The following is a 17,329-nucleotide window of genomic DNA, read 5'->3' on the forward strand; positions in this document are numbered from 1 at the left end:
ATAGAATCCGCCCCTATTGTCAAATAACCAAACACAAAAAATTGAAAGCGTTATCGGGAATTGACCGCCACCGAACTGAATTTAGTGGAGGACGTTGCCGCGCCGAGTACCGCCACCCTGTACCATAAATATCGCCCGGGCTTCTCAGTAAAGACTATCGTTTGAGGCGTCGACACATTAGTCAATATCAACGAATCGGCGGCCGCGAGCGCAGCACCTTCTTTGACACGGACCCATGCTACCTTATCGTTCGAGCCGTACAGTCGGATAATACCGCCGGTTGTCGTGCCTGAAATTTTGGTAGCTGTTACCTGGACGGTTAAAATGTCGCCGGAATTCGCGGCCTTCAAGACCTGATACTTCGTAGTAGCGTTGACAACCGTGTCAATCTTGGTTGAGTTCGCCTCCGATGTGAAGGATGAGACTCCCTTGGTCTGTGCAAACGTTGATAGCGCGATGAGCACCATGCACAGCGAGAGAAAAATGAACTTTTTCATCTGGTTGAAAATTTTTTAGCTTTGCTGATGTAAGTGAAGTGATCACGAAGTACCTCAACTCGAAAAAATTTTCAAATTTTTTGACAACAATTATTTACAATTTCGCTTAGCCTCTCCAATCGCCCCCTTTTACGCTCACCGGTTTTTTGACATGTTTACATTATGCTCAAAGAGAGCTCGTTAGCTTGCTTCCTTTATTAAACCAGTTTAAGAAACGAATTTCTTGCGGATCTCACTCAGATATTCGGGCGTGAAACCCAAAAACGAAGCCAGCAGGTACTGCGGTACCCGCTGCATAAAGGCAGGATAGTTTCGGCTGAAATCCTGGTACAAGTCCTCCTTCGACAGTTCGTACGTCTTCCGTATGCGCATTTGCGAGGCCGCATAAGCGCGCTGGAACATCAGGTGGAAGTATTCGTTCAGTTCAGGAAATGCCGACAACATTTCGCGCTGCCCGGTAGCGGAAATTGCGAAAACTTCCGTTGCCTCGACGGCGCGGATGGAAAATTGCGCGATGCCGCCGTGCTGAAAAGCCATGAAATCACTCGTCCACCAGTTTTCCAATGCGAAATCGATGGTTTGCTCCACCCCATTCCTGCGCAGGTAGTACAGGTGCACGCACCCTTTCGCGATAAAGAACTTCTCCTGGCACCGCTGCCCCTCTTGCAGCAACAATTCCCGCTTTTTAAAAGTACGTACTTCGAAAAAGTCGCCGATCGCGTCCAGGGTTTCAGGACCTATCGAGCTGTGCGCGGTAATATGGGTAATCAGTTGCTGCATACGGCGCCTTGATTTGGTGGGCGATAAAATTACGTCATTACCCGCCCTATTCACTCACTTTTAACAAAGCCGGAAACGTTTTATTCCGGCTTTGGCGTTCGTTCTGGAATGAAAATAGTAAATTCGCAACTGTCCGCCCTGACAAATTCCGGGCTTTAAGACTAAACTTCCTTAAAAATGAAATTTGCAATCCACGCGTTCGTCGCCGGCGCATCCCTGGCCCTTGCGCCATCCCTTTCGATCGCCCAGCAGGCTGGTGCACCCGTCGAGACTAAAAAGCCTAACTCGGAGTACAAATCTGCATTTGCAGGCCAAACCCGCATCGGCTCGGTTGTGACCAAAACCCCGTATGAAGGAAAAGTACTGACGTCCTCTCTGGAAAGACCGTGGGGAATCGCGGTATTGCCGGACGGCAAGTTTCTGGTGACAGAAAAAGGCGGGGCTATGCGCATCGTATCGGCTACCGGAGAAGTCGGGAAACCCATCGACGGCGTGCCCAAAGTGAATAGCGACGGCCAGGGCGGCTTGCTCGGAGTGACCCTCGATCCCGCCTTTGCACAAAACAGAATGGTGTACTGGGCGTTTTCAGAACCGCTTGCCGACGGCAACCTGACGGCCGTGGCCAAAGGCAAATTATCGGCCGACGGAACAAAACTCGAAAATGTAAAAGTCATTTATCAGGCAACACCTGCTTATAAAGGCACGCTCCACTACGGCGGCCGCGTGAAATTTGCGAAAGACGGGAACCTCTTCGTATCCACCGGCGAGCGTTCCGACCTCGTTACCCGCCCGCAGGCACAGGATCTCAACTCCGGCCTGGGCAAGGTGATCCGCATTACCACCGACGGGAAACCTGCCAAAGGCAACCCGTTCATTGGTAAGGAAGGTGCTCGTCCGGAACTGTATTCGTACGGTCACCGCAACGTCCAGGGGCTGGCGATCAACCCGGTTACCGGGGATCTATGGGAAACCGAATTCGGCCCGAGAGGTGGCGACGAGATCAACCGCATATTGCCCGGCAAAAACTACGGCTGGCCTACGATCACCTACGGTATCGAATACAGCGGCAAGCAAATCGGCGATGTGATCCAGCAAAAAGAAGGAATGGAGCAACCGGTGTATTACTATGACCCCGTTATTTCTCCAAGCGGCATCACTTTCTACGACGGCAAGCAAATCCCTGAATGGAAAAATAACCTGTTTATCTCGTCGCTCAGCGGCATGCACGTTTGCCGTATCGTGATCAAAGACAACAAGGTAGTGGGTGAGGAAAGGCTTCTTTCCGGCGAAAACCAGCGTTTCCGCGACATTACCGAAGGCCATGACGGCGCGCTTTACGCGGTTACCGATCAGGGAAGGTTGTATAAAATAGGCAAGAAATAATTCCCGGAGTATTTTTCAGAAAACTCCATCATGCAAACACCCGTCGGATCCCTATGAGCAATCCGACGGGTGTTTGATTTAGCCCGGGTTCTTACTTGTTTCAATGGCCACGATAGCCTGCCCCTGTGTACCGAGGTAGTGGTTTAGCAGATCCGGGTAAAGCTGGATGCCATTATCCGAATTGGTAAAAATCACCAGCGCCCGTTTCGATTGCGGCAGCAAGATGGAAATGGTATGTACGCCGGGATCGTGCCCACCGTGAGATAAAGCAAATTCGCCCTTTCCAACAGGATCGTAGACTACCCAACCCAGCCCCATGTATGAATTCGCTTTCCGCTGGGTCTGATGACTGGCCATTTCTTCCCGCAAGCGCTCGCTCAATCCGCCGCCATTCAATACCCAGGTAATGAATTTACAATAATCAGTAATGGTAGTTTTGAGCAGATCTGCTGCATTAGGTTCGGTATTCCTGACCACTTCCAGTTGCTTTCCACCAGCATCAAACGGATACGCGAAGCGACTTTCATCGGCTTCGTTCCATGTAAACCGCGTATCCCGCATCCCCAGCTGTTTGAAAATGATTGAATCTGCCAGTTGGCCCAGCGAACGCTTGAACCGACTCTCCAATGCGTGCCTCAGGTATTCCATTCCTTCTCCTGAATACTGGTACCTCGTGCCCGGATCAAACTGAAAGGCGAGTTTCCCTCCGGGCGACTCGGTGCGCCAGTTGGGAAACCCAGTGCGGTGCGTAAGGACGTCCCGCGTGGTAAGCCGTCCGCTTCTGGGATCATCCTTCACATCGGGGTCCGTAAAGTGATGCGCCAGCGGCTCGTCCAGTTTCCATTTGCCCGCATTCACAAGATTCAGGGTTACCATAGCCGTGATGGTCTTCGTGACCGACGCCACATTAAAAACCGCATTCTCCCGCGCGGGAACACCAGCTTTCAATTCACCAAATACATCGATTTTTTTAATACTCCCATTTTCAATATAGCCGATGGCCAGCGCAGGGATTCTCTTGCCTTTCAACCACTGCTTCACGGCTTGTGGGTCGTCCATGTCCGGCATGGCGGGTTGTTGTCCATTTGCAACAGAAATTGCCAGACAAAGCAATACGGTGAGATAGCTGGCCTGTTTTCCAAACATCTTTTTTATTCCCGGCATGAGAAGATTTTTAGTAAGAAGCATAGTGATATTCTTTTAATTCAACAGCAAGAAAAGGTGCCTCCCGGCAAGCATTTTATGAGAGCAGCAACTGGCGCAAGGGGTTACAGAAATTCAAAAAGAATTCCAATTTGTTGCATTAAATTGCCCGAATGAAGATCCTGATCATTGAAGACGAGCCCGGCCTGGCCGAAAGCATCGGAGCCTACCTGACGGCGCAGGACTACCTGTGCGAGTACGCGGGTACGTGGGCGCAGGCTCGTGAGAAAGTGGAATTGTACCGTTACGATTGCATCTTGCTGGACCTGATGCTGCCGGGCGGTGACGGTATGGACATCCTGGAAACGCTCAAAAAGCAGGGGCAGCAAGACGGTGTGATCATTATATCGGCCAAGGGCGATTATGAAACCAAGATCAGGGGCCTGCACGCCGGTGCCGACGATTACCTGGCCAAACCCTTCCACTTGCCCGAACTGGCGGCCCGCATTTACTCGGTGATCCGCAGGCGGAGCTTTGGCAACCATAACGATGTTGTGCAAAATGAGTTGAAGGTCGATTTACTCAGTAAAACAATTACTGTCCACGGCGAAGTGGTGGTGCTCACGAAAAAGGAGCTGGACCTTTTGCTGTTCTTTATCGGGAACAAAAACCGGGTAATCGCCAAAAGTGCCCTGGCTGAGCATTTGTCGGGCGATATTGCCGACATGTTTGATAACCACGACTTCGTATACGCCCATGTAAAGAATCTGAAAAAGAAGCTCACGGAGGCTGGTTATGGCAATTACCTCAAAACGATTTACGGGACCGGCTACAAATGGGAAGGATGAAAAAGCTGCTCGACCAAAGCCTGCGCCCGCTGGTGATCTATGCATTCACCGTGCTGGTGATCAGCATTCCGGTCTACTTCCTGATTATCGACGTGATTTGGGAAAACGAGCTGGACAAGCATCATTACGCCATCCGCGAAAAACTGGAAAAACGTCTCACCCGGCTCAGCCTGCCCGATACCGCGGTGGATAATATGATCAACGTGCTCGACAAGGTACAGCCCGGCTTTTCATTCAATCCAACAACTACTCCCCGCCCCGACAGCCTTTATACCATTATCCGGTTCGACAGTTTCATGCACGACCGCGAGCAGTTCCGGTGCCTGACCACCGACATCCGCGTGAATCACAAGCTCTACCGCGTGCTGATCGAAACCAATATGGAGGAAGTAGACGAAACGATCCTCGCCATCGGTGGGGTGACGGCCTTTTTCATCATGCTGCTGCTTGCAGGGTTTATCTATCTCAACCGCAAAACCGCCCTGCGCATCTGGCAGCCGTTTTACGACACGCTCGCCGGCCTTCGCACATTTAGGCTGGAAACCGGCAAAGCCGTGCCATTACCGGCATCGGACGTAACCGAATTTACGGATTTGAACGCCAGTCTCGATACGTTAATGCAAGGCAGCCTGGCCTCCTACCGCCAGCAAAAGGAATTCACTGAGAATGCGTCACATGAATTGCAGACCCCGTTGGCCATTGTCAAATCCCGGCTGGATATGCTTTTACAGAGCCAGTCGCTCGACGCGGGACAAATGCGCATCGTCGAGCAGGTTTACCAGGCGATCAACCGCGTTTCGCGCATCAACAAGAATTTGCTCCTGCTGGCCCGCATCGAGCATTCGCAATTTGAGGAAAAGGAGCCAATAGCACTCGATGAGACGCTTTCAGCTATCGCTGAACAGTTTAGTGACCGTTTTGAAAACAATGCTTTGCATTACACCGAAAACATCGGTCCGTTTACCGTCGAAGCCAATCCGGTATTGACCGAAATTCTGCTCACGAACCTGCTCGTGAATGCGGTGCGCTATACGCCCGAAGACGGGGAAATACGGGTGCATTTAGACGGCGGCGTGCTCACAATTTCCAACACGGGAGCGGGCGCATTACAGACGGAGAACCTTTTCAGGAGGTTCGCACAGGCGTCGGACGAGCACGCGGGCAGCGGGCTCGGGCTCGCAATCGCGCGCGAGATATGCGACCGTTGCGGCTGGCGGATATGCTATGATTTTACGCAGGGTATGCACCGCTTTTCCGTCCGTTTCTGAATTCGAAATTTCTTCCAAATCGGTCCTCATTTTTGCCATCAGATCATCAAAAACAAATGTCTGAATGGCCTTCCAACGACTCTTCACCTGCCTCTGCTTCTTTCTTACCATTTTGCAGCTCAAAGCACAGGTAAGCAAGGTAACGCTCTCCGGGCAGGTTACCTCCGTGGCAAGCGGGCAGGCCCTCCCATTTGTCAATATTGTTCTCAAGACTGAAAAAGACAGCGCCTTTGTAACGGGTACCATTACCAACGAGCTCGGGCGGTTCAGCCTGCCCGACGTGAAAAGCGGCAACTACCGCATCGAATGCGTATCGTTGGGATACAAAGCATTGCGCAAGCCCATTACCGTAGGTACCCTGAGCCCCTTCCTGGACCTTGGCGAATTCCGGATGGCCGACGATTCCCAGAACTTGCAGGAAGTGACTATCACCGGCCAGCAAGCCGAGGGCGTCGACGACAAGCTCGACCGGAAGACCTTCAATATCAGCCGCAATGTGAGCCAGAGCGGCGGGTCGGTGTTACAGGCGCTGAAAAACCTGCCCGGCGTAACTGCCGGCGAGGACGGCAAAGTGCTGCTGCGCGGCAGCGACAAGGTGGCGATCCTGGTAGATGGCCGCCAGACTGCGCTTACCGGTTTCGGCAGTCAGACAAGCCTTGATAATATCCCGGCCTCGGCCATCGAACGGATCGAGATCATTAATAACCCTTCGGCCCGATACGATGCGAATGGCAATGCGGGGATCATCAATATTATTTACAAAAAAGAAAAGCAAGAAGGTTTTAATGGGAAAATAGGCATGGCCGCGGGGCTTGGCGCATTGTGGGTGCGGAAAGAAAACCTGCCCGATATCCGCCCGCAATACAAGAACACGCTCAAACTGAACCCTTCGCTGGCTTTGAATTATAAGAAGAAAAAGGTCAATGTGTTTTTCCAGGGCGACTACCTGCACACCCCGACGCTCAACAAAAACGAGTTTGTGAACCGTTACTACGACAGCGGGGATACCGTGCGGCAGCAAACCAAGCGGAACCGCAGCACCAACGTGGTGACCGCCAAAACCGGGGTCGACTGGACTTTCGACGCAAACAACGCATTATCGGTTTCGGCATTGTTCAGCAGCGAAAAGATCCTCGACCGTGGTGACGAGCCATTTTTCAATGCAAAACTGACCCAACGGAACCGGCTCTGGCAGTTCCTGGAAGATGAGTTAAAAACCACCGTAACCGCCAGCGCGTCCTACCAGCACAAATACGCGCAACCGGGACGCTTGCTCAACATAGGCCTCAACTACACTTTCCATCGCGAAAACGAGCAGTATTTTTTTTCTAATATCATGCCCGATTTCACCGGGAAAGATGCATTCAAGCTGCTTTCGGATGAAAACGTGTTCGATTTCAATGCCGATTACATTCGCCCGCTGCGGTACGGAAGGCTGGAAGGCGGCCTGAAACTGCGCAGGCGGTTTATCCCGACAAACATGCAATTCTTCCCGGGCGTCGCCGCTCCGGGCCAGAACTCCCCTATCGACAGCCTGGCCGGCGGCTGGGCGGATTATAAGGAAACGATCCCGGCTGTGTATGGAAATTATGTTTTTGAAAACAGGAATTTCGAGGTGGAAGCAGGCTTGCGGGTCGAGTATATCAATCTCCGTTACGATGTCAATCCGACGCACCCCACTTACCACAGCGACGGCTATACCTACGCAAAGCCTTTCCCGAATGTACGTTTCGCCTACAAAATCGACGACCATAACAAGGTATCGCTGTTCTACAACCGCCGCGTCGACAGGCCCAATGAGGTGGATATCCGTATTTTTCCTAAATATGACGATGCGGAGATCATCAAAATCGGTAATCCTGCCCTCAAACCGCAATTTACCAGTTCCTGGGAGGCCGGCTACAAAACGAGCTGGACCAATGGCTCGCTCTATGCTGCATTGTACCGCAAGCAGATCAACGGGACCATTACCCGCATCGGTACCATTGTGCCCGGCAGCACTCTGATATACAACATTTTCCAGAACGCCGGGAAAAGCTACAACACAGGCGGCGAGTTGGTGTTGCAGCAAGACCTTGCCCCCTGGTTTTCGGTGAATGTGAATGGTAATATGTATAAGAATACCGTCAATGCATTCTCGGTCGAGAACCTGTACCCCGTAAAATCCATTTTCAGCGCGCCTAAGCAAACGCTCACCTCTGGCAGTGCCAAAGTGAGCGCTGTGCTGAAAGGTAAAAAAACCGAGCTGCAAGTAGTGACCATTTACCAGGCACCCGACATAGTACCACAGGGCCGCACAGGTTACCGCTTCTCGGTGGATGCCGGGGCCAAACGGCAATTGCCCAAAGGCGAGATCTTCCTCAACGCGACCGACCTTTTCGGTACGCTGGTGATCCGCAAAACCGTGTATGGTGACGGCTTCCATTACAACAGCCGCGATTATTACGAGACCCAGCTAGTGCGGGCCGGTTACAGTTTCAAATTTTAACATTGCTTACCCCATGCGCCTCCTCATCATTTTCCTCCTCTTTTCAACGTCTTCTTTTGCACAGACATTTTCCCCCGCCGACAGTCTGCCTGTACGTAAGCCACTGACTTTACAGCAGTTTTACGCACCTGCCTCGCTGATCATCGGCGGCCTTATAGCCAATGGCCACTCGGAAGAATCCATCAAAAACGAGCTCGCCGAAAGCAGAAACCGCCACATTCCGCGTTTCCACACGCATATCGACGATTACATGCAGTTTTCGCCCCTCATAGTGGCTTATGGCCTCGACGCATTCGGGGTCAAGTCCAAAACGGACGTGCTCAACCGCACCGTAATCCTGGTCAAAGGCGAAGCAATGGCCCTTACCACTGCGACCATCCTGAAATCTGCCACCCATACCCTCCGCCCGGATGGGAGCTCCTATAATTCCTTCCCGTCCGGGCACACGACCCAGGCTTTCGCCGCGGCCACGTTTCTGAATGAAGAATACAAAGACCGCTATCCGTGGATGCCTTATGCGTCATACACAGTGGCGTCGTCCGTAGGCCTGCTGCGCGTGGCCAATAACCGGCATTACATCAGCGACGTCCTCGTGGGCGCGGGAATCGGGTATTTGTCTATGAAAGTTGCCTACTGGACGCACCGGTATAAATGGGGAAAACCCCGGGCGAAGTCACAGCCGGTCTATTGATGGTACTGGTTCCGAATCGGACGGAACCATTCCGGGCGCTTGATTTCGTCCGTCCAGAAAAGGGCAGCCTGTCCCCAAATCCGGCCGTCCGGGTTTCGCAGCTGCCACACGATTCCGTCGTAAATCATGAAACTATGGCCGTATTTATCGACCCTCGGGCCCGAATAATTGTAAACAATGCCATCGCGCAACACGATTTCCAGCATTCGTTGCCGCTCGGGCCTGTCCTGTTCCGAAGCACTCAGCCTGGATGGTACGACCAGTATTTCATCCGCCGTGTATTTGAACGAGGCCACGGCGTGGTCGTTGGCGTATATAAAATGCGGATCGGCGTCGGTATTATGTGCCAGGATGCCGTACGGAGCTTCCTCGTGAAGCCATTTGTAAAAATCGGCTCCCGGAGGTGCGAAAAGAGGCTGGCCCGATAGCCAGTGAAAACTGTCGCTTATTTGCCGGATCAGCATATCTTTTTGTGTAACGTTCATGTATTACAAATTTTTCAAACGTGGATTTTTACCCAATACCTGATTGGGATCAACCGGAACTTCGATGAGCAAAGACCTGTCCAGCCCGGCGTCTATTCTCACAAGTATTTCATCGAGATTACGGAGATCGGGCGCGAGACTTATAGCGTCCCAGTTGTTTGCGCGGGCAATGGCACAGTAGTCGACCGCGCCAAGCTGTGCATGGTAATACGCCGTTCCGATATCGGGCAAAACCTTCCTCAGGCCCTGTTCGACAATACCGAATGTCTCATTATTAAGCAGAAATACAACCAATCCGAGACGACTCACCTCGCCCAGCGAGCCCGAAAACAGCCGGAAGCAGCCGTCGCCGGTAAATAAAAACACTTGCCTGGCAGGATCGGCCAGTTTAGCGCCGATGGCAACACCAAAGGCCCCGCCCATGGCCGAACCGCGGTAAAGCGAGAAAAAACGGATGTTGTTGTTGGGGCGCTGGGTTACATATTGCCGGTCTTTGTAGGCCAGGCACGTATCATCGATCCCGACAGACCCCTCGGGCCACCAACGGTCGAGGCGTTGATAGAGCGCAGCCATATCGGCATATTCGCCGCGTGCATGTGCAAAGGGTGAGTCATTCAAATCCCGGGGTGCCTTCTCCACCGGGATGTTGCCAAACGGGCGTGCGGCTGCGGCATCTGCCAAAGTTTGCAACACCAAATCCAGCGGAGCATGCATTGGATAATAGCGTCCCTCCACCACATGCTGCAAACTGCCGCCAACCAGCCCGTATGCCTGCGGAATATTGCTCAAATGAAATGTAGCCGAAGCAGAAATCTTCTTGAAATTGACCGTGTACTCATCGGGACACGCGCCTATGACCAGCAACACATCATCTTCCCCCAATGAATTATACACCGAAATGGCCCTGTCGTTGCCTCCAAAAGAAATATAACCATAGCCATAGGGATTGTCGCGGCTCACGGCATTCGCACCATTAATGCTCCATATCGTAGCGGCGCGAAGCACCTCGCTAAGCCGGGTCGTGAGCGCAGCAGCGCGAGGGTAACGCGCCATTTCCTCCCCTACGAACAGCACTACGCGCCTGCCATCCACCTCCTTCCGGAATGTTGCCAGAAACTGCTCCATACAATCTTCTTCCCGGATGCGGACATCGGGGACGGCGGGAGCAGCCCTTGCATCTATTGGAGGAATACTGAGCCCTTCATTGTCCAGCACCAGCACAACCGGCTTCGAGCGGTCCAACTGCTCCTTTGCAAGCGACAGCTGTTCAATTACAGTAGCCCTGTTGTCCAGCATAAAAACAGATTCAGGTAGTTCTGCCCGAAGCTGCATTACTATATTGCTGCCAAACTCGGTCGTGTCCTGCAATGGCGAAAAACCCGCGGTGCTTCCGTTCGATACCGGTACTATATATACGGCGGGAATATCATGCAACTTGGCATCGCTTAATCCACAGCATATGAGCTTGGTAGCAGCGCCGGTGGTCGCAACAGAAGCTGCCATTTCGCCGCTGCCCAGGTAATATCCTAGTGGAATAAAACCGGCCGTATATTCTCCGATGGTCAGGAGGGAAGGCGCCCCGGTGTTGCCGTAGCCGAGCGGATCCAGGTGTTTGAGCAAATGAATGACCCCTCCCCCATTTACACCGGCATACAATCGGATGCCCCAGTTTTCCAATGTTGTGATGATGATCTGATAGCTGTCCAACCCGAACTGTTCGTCCAGTTCAAGGATACAGGACGCGGATTCTCGCGCTTCGAGGCCCATGATTATGATGTTTGTTGAGTAAATGATCTGAAATGACTGTGTATTTTGGCATCGCGGCGATGCCTCAAAAGTAGAAATAGTTTTAAAAAAGAAAAGTAAAATGATTTGATATTTGTAGTAGATATATATCTATAAAAACGCTTAAATTCTACATTTCAAGCATTCAAACATGGTTGCTGTGATCTTCTCCTTGGCTGTCGTTTCGATACCAGCCCCTCATGGTAAAAAATGTTGAAGGATTACCAATACCAACCGCAGGGTAGTCAAGTTTGAATTAATGCCCGGAGACACACTATTTTCGTGGCTTTTGAAAGGGCTAAAAACTTGATAGCAAGTTTGGAATTACTAAGAATCTTTTCTATCGTTGATGCAAAATGCAAACACTTGTCCTCTGCGAAACAATTGGTACTTGAAATGCGACCGAATGACCAGGAAAACGAAACCAAGCAGCTGAACCCGATCTTAAACGAACTGGCCGGCATGAGATTCGTAGGTATTATTTGAGCATTTTGGGGAGTTTATAAGAACCTGCACCTGAACATTTAATTCAATTACACTATATCTTTTAAATTATGATCAATTCGCTGCTATTGAAACCCTTTGGTTTACAAGTATCCCGGATAAAAAAAGAGGAGAAGTTTACTGACGATGAAACGTTCCTGACCTTGTATGATCAATGCAAGCCGTACACAATGACTTCCGTCGAACGTATGTACGCGTTGTTCAATGCCGTGAAATACGTGGTAAAGAACAATATCCCCGGGGATTTTGTGGAATGTGGAGTGTGGAGGGGCGGAAGCTCGATGATGATCGCTCTCACCCTTTTGCACTTGCGTAATACCGACAGGCAATTGTACCTGTATGACACTTTTGAAGGTATGTCTGCACCAACCGAGCATGACAGAACATTTAGGGGGGAGGATGCCGACGAACTGCTCGAAAAGAACGTGAGCAATAAAGAAACCTCTGTGTGGTGCCTTGCAGATATCCATGACGTTCAACAGAACATGGGCATCACAAAATATCCGTTGACCAATATTCACTATGTAAAAGGAAAGGTAGAGGATACCATTCCGGCCACTTTGCCGTCCAATGGCATAGCATTGCTGCGCCTGGATACTGACTGGTACGAATCCACTGCCCACGAGTTGAAGCATCTATACCCGCTTCTCAAAGTGTCCGGTGTACTGATCATCGACGATTACGGGCACTGGGACGGATGTAAAAAAGCAGTGGACGAGTATTTTGAAGACAAGCCCCTTTTGCTCAACAGAATCGACTACACAGGAAGAATTGCAGTTAAATCACAGCCTGTCTGAGCTGCCCTGATATCGATCCGGTCAGTGGTGTAGGAGAGTCCTCACAATTCCGCAAACACTGACCGGATTCTTTTTTCCATGCCATTAGCGCTGAAATGGGTGATGATCATCTTACGCGCCTCCACGCTTAGCCTACGTCTCAGATCCCGGTCTTTAATCAACTTTTCGAGCGCGGCAGCTAGGGCCTCATTGTCCCTCTCTTTCACCAGTAAACCATTTATCCCATCCTGAATTGCTTGCGGGATACCGGCGTGATAAGTGGAAACGACTGCTTTTTCCATGCTCATCGCCTCCAAAATAGAGTTTGGCAAACCTTCCATATCGCCCTTGTCGTCGGTTCGGCTGTTAAGGACATAAATGTCCGCGTCCTTCATATACTCGTTCACAACCGCGTGCGGCTTGGAGCCCAGTAGTACTATTTTATCCCCCAAATCCAGCTGATCGACCAGGTCGCGGCACGTCTGCATTTCCGGGCCGTCGCCAATGATCCTCAGTTCCAGGTTATCGTACCGGCCACAAAGCCCGGCGAATGCCGCTATCAGGTCAGGGACGCCCTTTTTCGCGACCAGGCGACCAACATGTTGTATAACGATTTTCTCGCGGTCCGGTAAGTCAGCCGGAAGAAACTTCTGCTCGTCGGTACCGTAGGGAATCAGATGCACTTTGTTACTGAACCGGCTGAGTTTCAATGTGTCGATAAAATGCGGGCTGACGATGATAACCGCGTTCGCATACCCGATTACTTTCTGAATGTTAGCCGCATATTCAGGATCGCCCAGCATTGCCGGGGCGGCGTCGATTCCATGAAAGCTAACGACCATCGGGATATTTAGTTTTTTCGCAACGGGCAGCAGTTCAATCCCCGAGGGGCCGAAATGAGCGTGGATTACATCTATTTTGTTCCTTTTGATCAGCCCTTCCACCAACGAGCGGTTCTGAAAGCTCAGCTTGTAACCCTGGCCCTTTGCCAGCCGCAATACCTTGGTGATGAGTTTATCAGGCAATCCCCGGTACGGGGCGAGGAGCTCTTTTTCGGCATCAACGGGGAACTTGTCTTGATTTTCATAGCGATAGGTCAACATGGTAACATTGTGATACTCAGACAAGCCTACGACCTGCCGATGGACAAATGTTTCGCTAAGCGGAAAAAATGACTGATTGAATACCAGAATGTTCATATGTCAAAAACTGGATAGTGTATTGCCCCGCAGGCGCGTGAGTGTAACATACCAGGCAATTTACCGCAAAATCATTGGTAACGCACGTTGGATAAACGAAGCCCAAATTGCCCCCGTAACCTTTTGTAAACGCAAAATGCCGGCTTCTCTAAAACGTTCAAATATACAATGGCCGATCTTTAATTCGCGAAAAAGAGTTATAAATTGCGCCCGTTAAATGTTACTTATCAACACTACCTACTTAAAATGACAGAAAGAGAACCAGGAGTCGAACGCTTGTATCCGTCGATATTCGGACGAATGGCCACCCGCTATTATTACCTTCGCCAACTTCGCCAGGCCATTGAGGATGTTATTCGCGATTTTGTGGCGCGCGATTCAAGAAGCTTAACGCTGGCCGACTATGGATGCGGAAACAGGCCTTACGAGTCATTAGTAGCCCCCTACGTTCACAAGTACATCGGTATCGACCTGCCCGGGAACAAGGTAGCCGATATTCTGATTTCTCCCGAAGGCAGAATCGAACTCCCCGACGAAACGCTCGACGTCGTGCTGTCTACCCAGGCACTGGAACACGTTGTCAATCCGACAGAGTACCTGAAAGAAGCCCTAAGAGTACTCAAAACCGACGGGCAATTGATCCTGAGCACGCATGGTTACTGGATGTTCCACCCCGACCCCACCGATTTCTGGCGCTGGACGTCCACCGGTTTGAAAAAAGTCGTGACTGATGCGGGGTTTGAAGTAATCCACTTTCGGGGGATCATCGGCCGGTCGGCCATGGGCCTTCAACTCTTCCAGGATGGCTTCACATTTGCACTACCCCCGTTCTTACGTCCCGTCCTGGCGATCATTTTTCAACCTCTCATTTACCTGTTCGACCAAATACCTTCGCAGGGCGGTAAAGACAAGGATGCATGTACTTACATTCTCGTTGCGAAAAAGAACGCTCCGAAAGCCTAGTTGCCCGGTCCGGAGCGGGCATGTAATAAAACTTACAGAAAATGCGGGTTGATCAAGAAATCAAAAGAGGGACTTTCTTTGTTTTTATTTCAAAATACAGCAACATCCTGATCGGGCTGGTAATCAATTCGATACTGGCCAGATTTTTATCCCCTAACGAATACGGTGTCGTAGGCGTGGTGACGGTGTTCATCACTTTTTTTAGTATTCTGGGCGACATTGGTGTAGGATCCGCTATCGTTCAAAACCGCGACCTGACGGGAAAGGACATCTCCGATATTTTTAAAGTAACCATTCTGTTGAGCACCTTCCTCGGACTCACATTTTACCTTTTATCTTACAGCATTGCCTGGTTCTACGAGAGCGACAAGTACATTCCGATCGGTCAGCTGCTCGCGATCAGCGTCTTTTTCAGCTCATTATCCGGTGTTCCCAGGAGTCTGTTGATGAGGGACAAGTCGTTCAAATTACTGGGCGGGATAGAAATCGCAGCAAGCGTCACCACGGGCATTCTGGTTGTTTTCCTGGCTATGAAAGGGTACAGCTATTACTCGATCGTATGGCGGTCGATCCTCTCCAACCTGATGATCTGCCTGATGTGCTTCTACTTTTCCAAACTGAGGCTGGTGGAAGGTTTCGGCTTCGGCGGGTTTAGAAAAATTGCCAGGTATTCGGGTTTTCAGTTCGCATTCAATTTCATCAATTACTTCTCGCGAAACCTGGACAACATATTGATCGGCAAGTTCATGGGTAACCAGAATCTGGGGATTTACAACCAGTCCTACCAGCTCATGATGTATCCGGTAGCGAACCTCACGCACGTGATCACGCCTGTGCTCCACCCCGTGCTCGCGAGATATGTCAATCAGCCAAAAACCATTTTCGAAGAATATCTCAAAGTGGTAAACATACTGGCAATGCTGGGCATTCCTATTTCGATATTCGTGTTCTTTTCGTCAAACGAGATCGTATACCTGGTACTGGGCTCCAAATGGATGGAGGTTGCGCCCGTTCTGCAAATATTCGGGGCTTCCATATGGCTTCAAATGGTCAATTCAAGCGGCGGTGCCATTTTCCAGTCCATGGGCCGGACCGATATGCTGTTCAAAATGGGTATTCTGGCCACCTTCACGACTATCTCCGCGACGCTGCTCGGCATTCTCTACTTCAAGTCGCTGACCCTTACCGCCCTCTGCATTTCCATCGCGATCGCGACGAATTTTGTCATCGTGTATTACGTATTGATCAACCGGATTCTGGGTAGCAGTTTCACCAGATTTCTGAAAGTGATTGTCAGGCACCTCGGACTAGCTGCTGTTCTGATAATACTCCTCTACCTAACGCAGGTATTCTTTAGTCCTAAGCCCAACAATTCGAACCTGTTCTATCTGCTTATCCTTAAATCTGCTATCCTGGGGATCACCTTTCTGGCATTTCATTTCGAAATGGTGATGGGCTTGGTTAAAAAGATTTTGGCCAATGTATCGGCAAGGATCAAGTCGTAGTCCTGAGAACTGGCTGTACTTTGCCCGATTTCCGTACGCCCTTATCTTTCAGCATCTGACTGATCTGACTTGCCATGTAAATCGAAGCCTCGATTTCAGCCTTGCGGATGGCGACGCTTTCGATGTTGAAGCCGAAAGGAATAGAACGCTCCATACAGAATGCAGTGAGCTCGGAAGCAATGTCGAGGCAAATATTGACCGATCGTTCCAGAATATCTTCCGACTTCCGCAGGTCTTCTTTCACGTCTTCGGGCACGTTGATGCCCAGCCAGTCCATAAACTGCAGCGTTTTTTCAGAACCGCAGGCCGTGATGGTGAAAATTATGGTCGGCGGGGTTACTTGCTCGCGGGCGCAACGCTCGGCGAGGTCTTCGACCACCTTCCTGGCGTATTCGAGGTTGAACACGCATTGTGAAATGAAGTACGATACGCCGCATTCCATCTTGTCCAGGATCCGCACATCTTCGTCTTGCAGGATTTTATGCCTTTCCGGAATCGTCACGGCACCGATGACCGACGTTTCCTCATTCTTTCGCCAGATTTTATAAGCTTCGGGAAGGCTTGTCTTCACAGGAAAATCCGGGGCAGGTACGCCCACGAAAACAGGATAGAAATTTTGCTTGTGCAGTAAGTCCAGCCATTCCGATAGTTCTTCGGTAGAAAACTTGCCGGCGGGACGGTAAATGATTTTCGGAACCTCAAGGCTTCCCAGATACTCCGAAGCAAAATGCAGCGGGTCGAGCGAATTCAGGAACGGGAAGGGTCTTTCTTCCTTCGTGCGGGCCGATTCGTCCTGCACATCATATACGACCAATGCATCGATATCCAGGGCGGCCAATCGCTCAATGGTCTTCTGGGCGATTTCGGCAACGCGTTCAACAGTGGTGTCGGCTTTGGGTGGTGTGATACCGTAGAGCACCACTCCGGATTCTTGGGATTTGATCTTGCTTAGAAACATGACATTACTTAACGGGCACCCGCCCCTTCTCCTAAAAGATGATCTGCTTACGGACG

The 17,329-nt window shown here is 50.8% G+C and carries 15 protein-coding genes; 8 read left to right on the forward strand and 7 right to left on the reverse strand.

The window, feature by feature from the left end:
• Window positions 1-50: 50 nt before the first annotated feature.
• Together J7619_RS00110 and J7619_RS00115 are read right to left on the reverse strand one after the other, a co-directional pair.
• The gene (locus J7619_RS00110; protein WP_291192658.1) at window positions 51-497 is read right to left on the reverse strand and encodes a hypothetical protein; all 447 of its coding nucleotides are present in this window, start codon (window positions 495-497) and stop codon (window positions 51-53) included.
• Between the two features lie 207 nt (window positions 498-704).
• On the reverse strand, window positions 705-1,277 hold the full coding sequence (locus J7619_RS00115; RefSeq protein ID WP_291192660.1) for a Crp/Fnr family transcriptional regulator: 573 nt from the start codon (window positions 1,275-1,277) through the stop codon (window positions 705-707).
• 177 nt (window positions 1,278-1,454) lie between these two features.
• Between J7619_RS00115 and J7619_RS00120 the strand changes: the two genes are divergently transcribed.
• The gene (locus J7619_RS00120; protein ID WP_291192662.1) at window positions 1,455-2,660 is read left to right on the forward strand and encodes a PQQ-dependent sugar dehydrogenase; all 1,206 of its coding nucleotides are present in this window, start codon (window positions 1,455-1,457) and stop codon (window positions 2,658-2,660) included.
• A gap of 78 nt (window positions 2,661-2,738) precedes the next feature.
• Here the strand turns inward: J7619_RS00120 and J7619_RS00125 are convergent, their stop codons facing one another.
• Complete coding sequence (locus J7619_RS00125; RefSeq protein ID WP_291192664.1) at window positions 2,739-3,824, reverse strand: serine hydrolase; 1,086 nt, start codon at window positions 3,822-3,824, stop codon at window positions 2,739-2,741.
• A 152-nt stretch (window positions 3,825-3,976) separates the two neighbouring features.
• Here J7619_RS00125 and J7619_RS00130 point away from each other — a divergent pair, with 152 nt between their 5' ends.
• The 4 genes from J7619_RS00130 to J7619_RS00145 all read left to right on the forward strand — a co-directional run bounded on the left by J7619_RS00130 (window position 3,977) and on the right by J7619_RS00145 (window position 9,098).
• Entirely contained in the window at window positions 3,977-4,651 is a 675-nt protein-coding gene (locus J7619_RS00130; RefSeq protein WP_291192666.1) for a response regulator transcription factor, read from the forward strand.
• Window positions 4,648-5,919, forward strand: a complete 1,272-nt coding sequence (locus tag J7619_RS00135; protein WP_291192668.1) for a HAMP domain-containing sensor histidine kinase — start codon at window positions 4,648-4,650, stop codon at window positions 5,917-5,919. The genes J7619_RS00130 and J7619_RS00135 overlap by 4 nt, the downstream gene beginning before the upstream one ends.
• A gap of 64 nt (window positions 5,920-5,983) precedes the next feature.
• Window positions 5,984-8,407, forward strand: a complete 2,424-nt coding sequence (locus J7619_RS00140; RefSeq protein ID WP_291192670.1) for an outer membrane beta-barrel family protein — start codon at window positions 5,984-5,986, stop codon at window positions 8,405-8,407.
• A gap of 13 nt (window positions 8,408-8,420) precedes the next feature.
• Window positions 8,421-9,098: a phosphatase PAP2 family protein gene (locus J7619_RS00145; protein ID WP_291192671.1), complete on the forward strand. Its 678-nt coding sequence runs from the start codon at window positions 8,421-8,423 to the stop codon at window positions 9,096-9,098.
• Here the strand turns inward: J7619_RS00145 and J7619_RS00150 are convergent.
• Window positions 9,092-9,583 carry an MEKHLA domain-containing protein gene (locus tag J7619_RS00150; protein WP_291192672.1) on the reverse strand — a complete coding sequence of 164 codons (492 nt, stop codon included), beginning with the start codon at window positions 9,581-9,583 and terminating at the stop codon, window positions 9,092-9,094. The genes J7619_RS00145 and J7619_RS00150 overlap by 7 nt on opposite strands.
• Window positions 9,584-9,586: 3 nt before the next feature.
• Complete coding sequence (locus J7619_RS00155; RefSeq protein ID WP_291192673.1) at window positions 9,587-11,350, reverse strand: thiamine pyrophosphate-dependent enzyme; 1,764 nt, start codon at window positions 11,348-11,350, stop codon at window positions 9,587-9,589.
• A 572-nt stretch (window positions 11,351-11,922) separates the two neighbouring features.
• Between J7619_RS00155 and J7619_RS00160 the strand changes: the two genes are divergently transcribed.
• Window positions 11,923-12,669: a TylF/MycF/NovP-related O-methyltransferase gene (locus J7619_RS00160; RefSeq protein WP_291192675.1), complete on the forward strand. Its 747-nt coding sequence runs from the start codon at window positions 11,923-11,925 to the stop codon at window positions 12,667-12,669.
• A 41-nt stretch (window positions 12,670-12,710) separates the two neighbouring features.
• Here the strand turns inward: J7619_RS00160 and J7619_RS00165 are convergent, their stop codons facing one another.
• Window positions 12,711-13,847, reverse strand: coding sequence for a glycosyltransferase (locus tag J7619_RS00165; protein ID WP_291192677.1), 1,137 nt, complete (start codon window positions 13,845-13,847; stop codon window positions 12,711-12,713).
• Between the two features lie 246 nt (window positions 13,848-14,093).
• On the opposite strand from J7619_RS00165, the gene J7619_RS00170 reads away from it, so the two are divergent.
• Together J7619_RS00170 and J7619_RS00175 are read left to right on the forward strand one after the other, a co-directional pair.
• Complete coding sequence (locus J7619_RS00170; protein ID WP_291192679.1) at window positions 14,094-14,810, forward strand: class I SAM-dependent methyltransferase; 717 nt, start codon at window positions 14,094-14,096, stop codon at window positions 14,808-14,810.
• Between the two features lie 41 nt (window positions 14,811-14,851).
• Window positions 14,852-16,315: a lipopolysaccharide biosynthesis protein gene (locus J7619_RS00175; protein WP_291192681.1), complete on the forward strand. Its 1,464-nt coding sequence runs from the start codon at window positions 14,852-14,854 to the stop codon at window positions 16,313-16,315.
• Here the strand turns inward: J7619_RS00175 and J7619_RS00180 are convergent.
• The gene (locus J7619_RS00180) at window positions 16,305-17,273 is read right to left on the reverse strand and encodes a methylenetetrahydrofolate reductase (protein WP_291192683.1); all 969 of its coding nucleotides are present in this window, start codon (window positions 17,271-17,273) and stop codon (window positions 16,305-16,307) included. The two genes, J7619_RS00175 and J7619_RS00180, sit on opposite strands and share 11 nt — an antisense overlap.
• Between the last annotated feature and the right edge of the window lie 56 nt (window positions 17,274-17,329).

Source organism: Dyadobacter sp. (assembly GCF_017744695.1).
In the GTDB taxonomy this organism is placed as follows: domain Bacteria; phylum Bacteroidota; class Bacteroidia; order Cytophagales; family Spirosomataceae; genus Dyadobacter.

What these genes read in the sequence shown, in the direction of transcription:
- J7619_RS00160 (WP_291192675.1), top strand. Translation starts at nt 11,923, where the DNA reads ATGATCAATTCGCTGCTATTGAAACCCTTTGGTTTACAAGTATCCCGG.
- J7619_RS00115 (WP_291192660.1), bottom strand. Translation starts at nt 1,277, where the DNA reads ATGCAGCAACTGATTACCCATATTACCGCGCACAGCTCGATAGGTCCT.
- J7619_RS00155 (WP_291192673.1), bottom strand. Translation starts at nt 11,350, where the DNA reads ATGGGCCTCGAAGCGCGAGAATCCGCGTCCTGTATCCTTGAACTGGAC.
- J7619_RS00120 (WP_291192662.1), top strand. Translation starts at nt 1,455, where the DNA reads ATGAAATTTGCAATCCACGCGTTCGTCGCCGGCGCATCCCTGGCCCTT.
- J7619_RS00170 (WP_291192679.1), top strand. Translation starts at nt 14,094, where the DNA reads ATGACAGAAAGAGAACCAGGAGTCGAACGCTTGTATCCGTCGATATTC.
- J7619_RS00135 (WP_291192668.1), top strand. Translation starts at nt 4,648, where the DNA reads ATGAAAAAGCTGCTCGACCAAAGCCTGCGCCCGCTGGTGATCTATGCA.
- J7619_RS00130 (WP_291192666.1), top strand. Translation starts at nt 3,977, where the DNA reads ATGAAGATCCTGATCATTGAAGACGAGCCCGGCCTGGCCGAAAGCATC.
- J7619_RS00125 (WP_291192664.1), bottom strand. Translation starts at nt 3,824, where the DNA reads ATGCCGGGAATAAAAAAGATGTTTGGAAAACAGGCCAGCTATCTCACC.
- J7619_RS00175 (WP_291192681.1), top strand. Translation starts at nt 14,852, where the DNA reads ATGCGGGTTGATCAAGAAATCAAAAGAGGGACTTTCTTTGTTTTTATT.
- J7619_RS00165 (WP_291192677.1), bottom strand. Translation starts at nt 13,847, where the DNA reads ATGAACATTCTGGTATTCAATCAGTCATTTTTTCCGCTTAGCGAAACA.
- J7619_RS00145 (WP_291192671.1), top strand. Translation starts at nt 8,421, where the DNA reads ATGCGCCTCCTCATCATTTTCCTCCTCTTTTCAACGTCTTCTTTTGCA.
- J7619_RS00140 (WP_291192670.1), top strand. Translation starts at nt 5,984, where the DNA reads ATGGCCTTCCAACGACTCTTCACCTGCCTCTGCTTCTTTCTTACCATT.
- J7619_RS00110 (WP_291192658.1), bottom strand. Translation starts at nt 497, where the DNA reads ATGAAAAAGTTCATTTTTCTCTCGCTGTGCATGGTGCTCATCGCGCTA.
- J7619_RS00180 (WP_291192683.1), bottom strand. Translation starts at nt 17,273, where the DNA reads ATGTTTCTAAGCAAGATCAAATCCCAAGAATCCGGAGTGGTGCTCTAC.
- J7619_RS00150 (WP_291192672.1), bottom strand. Translation starts at nt 9,583, where the DNA reads ATGAACGTTACACAAAAAGATATGCTGATCCGGCAAATAAGCGACAGT.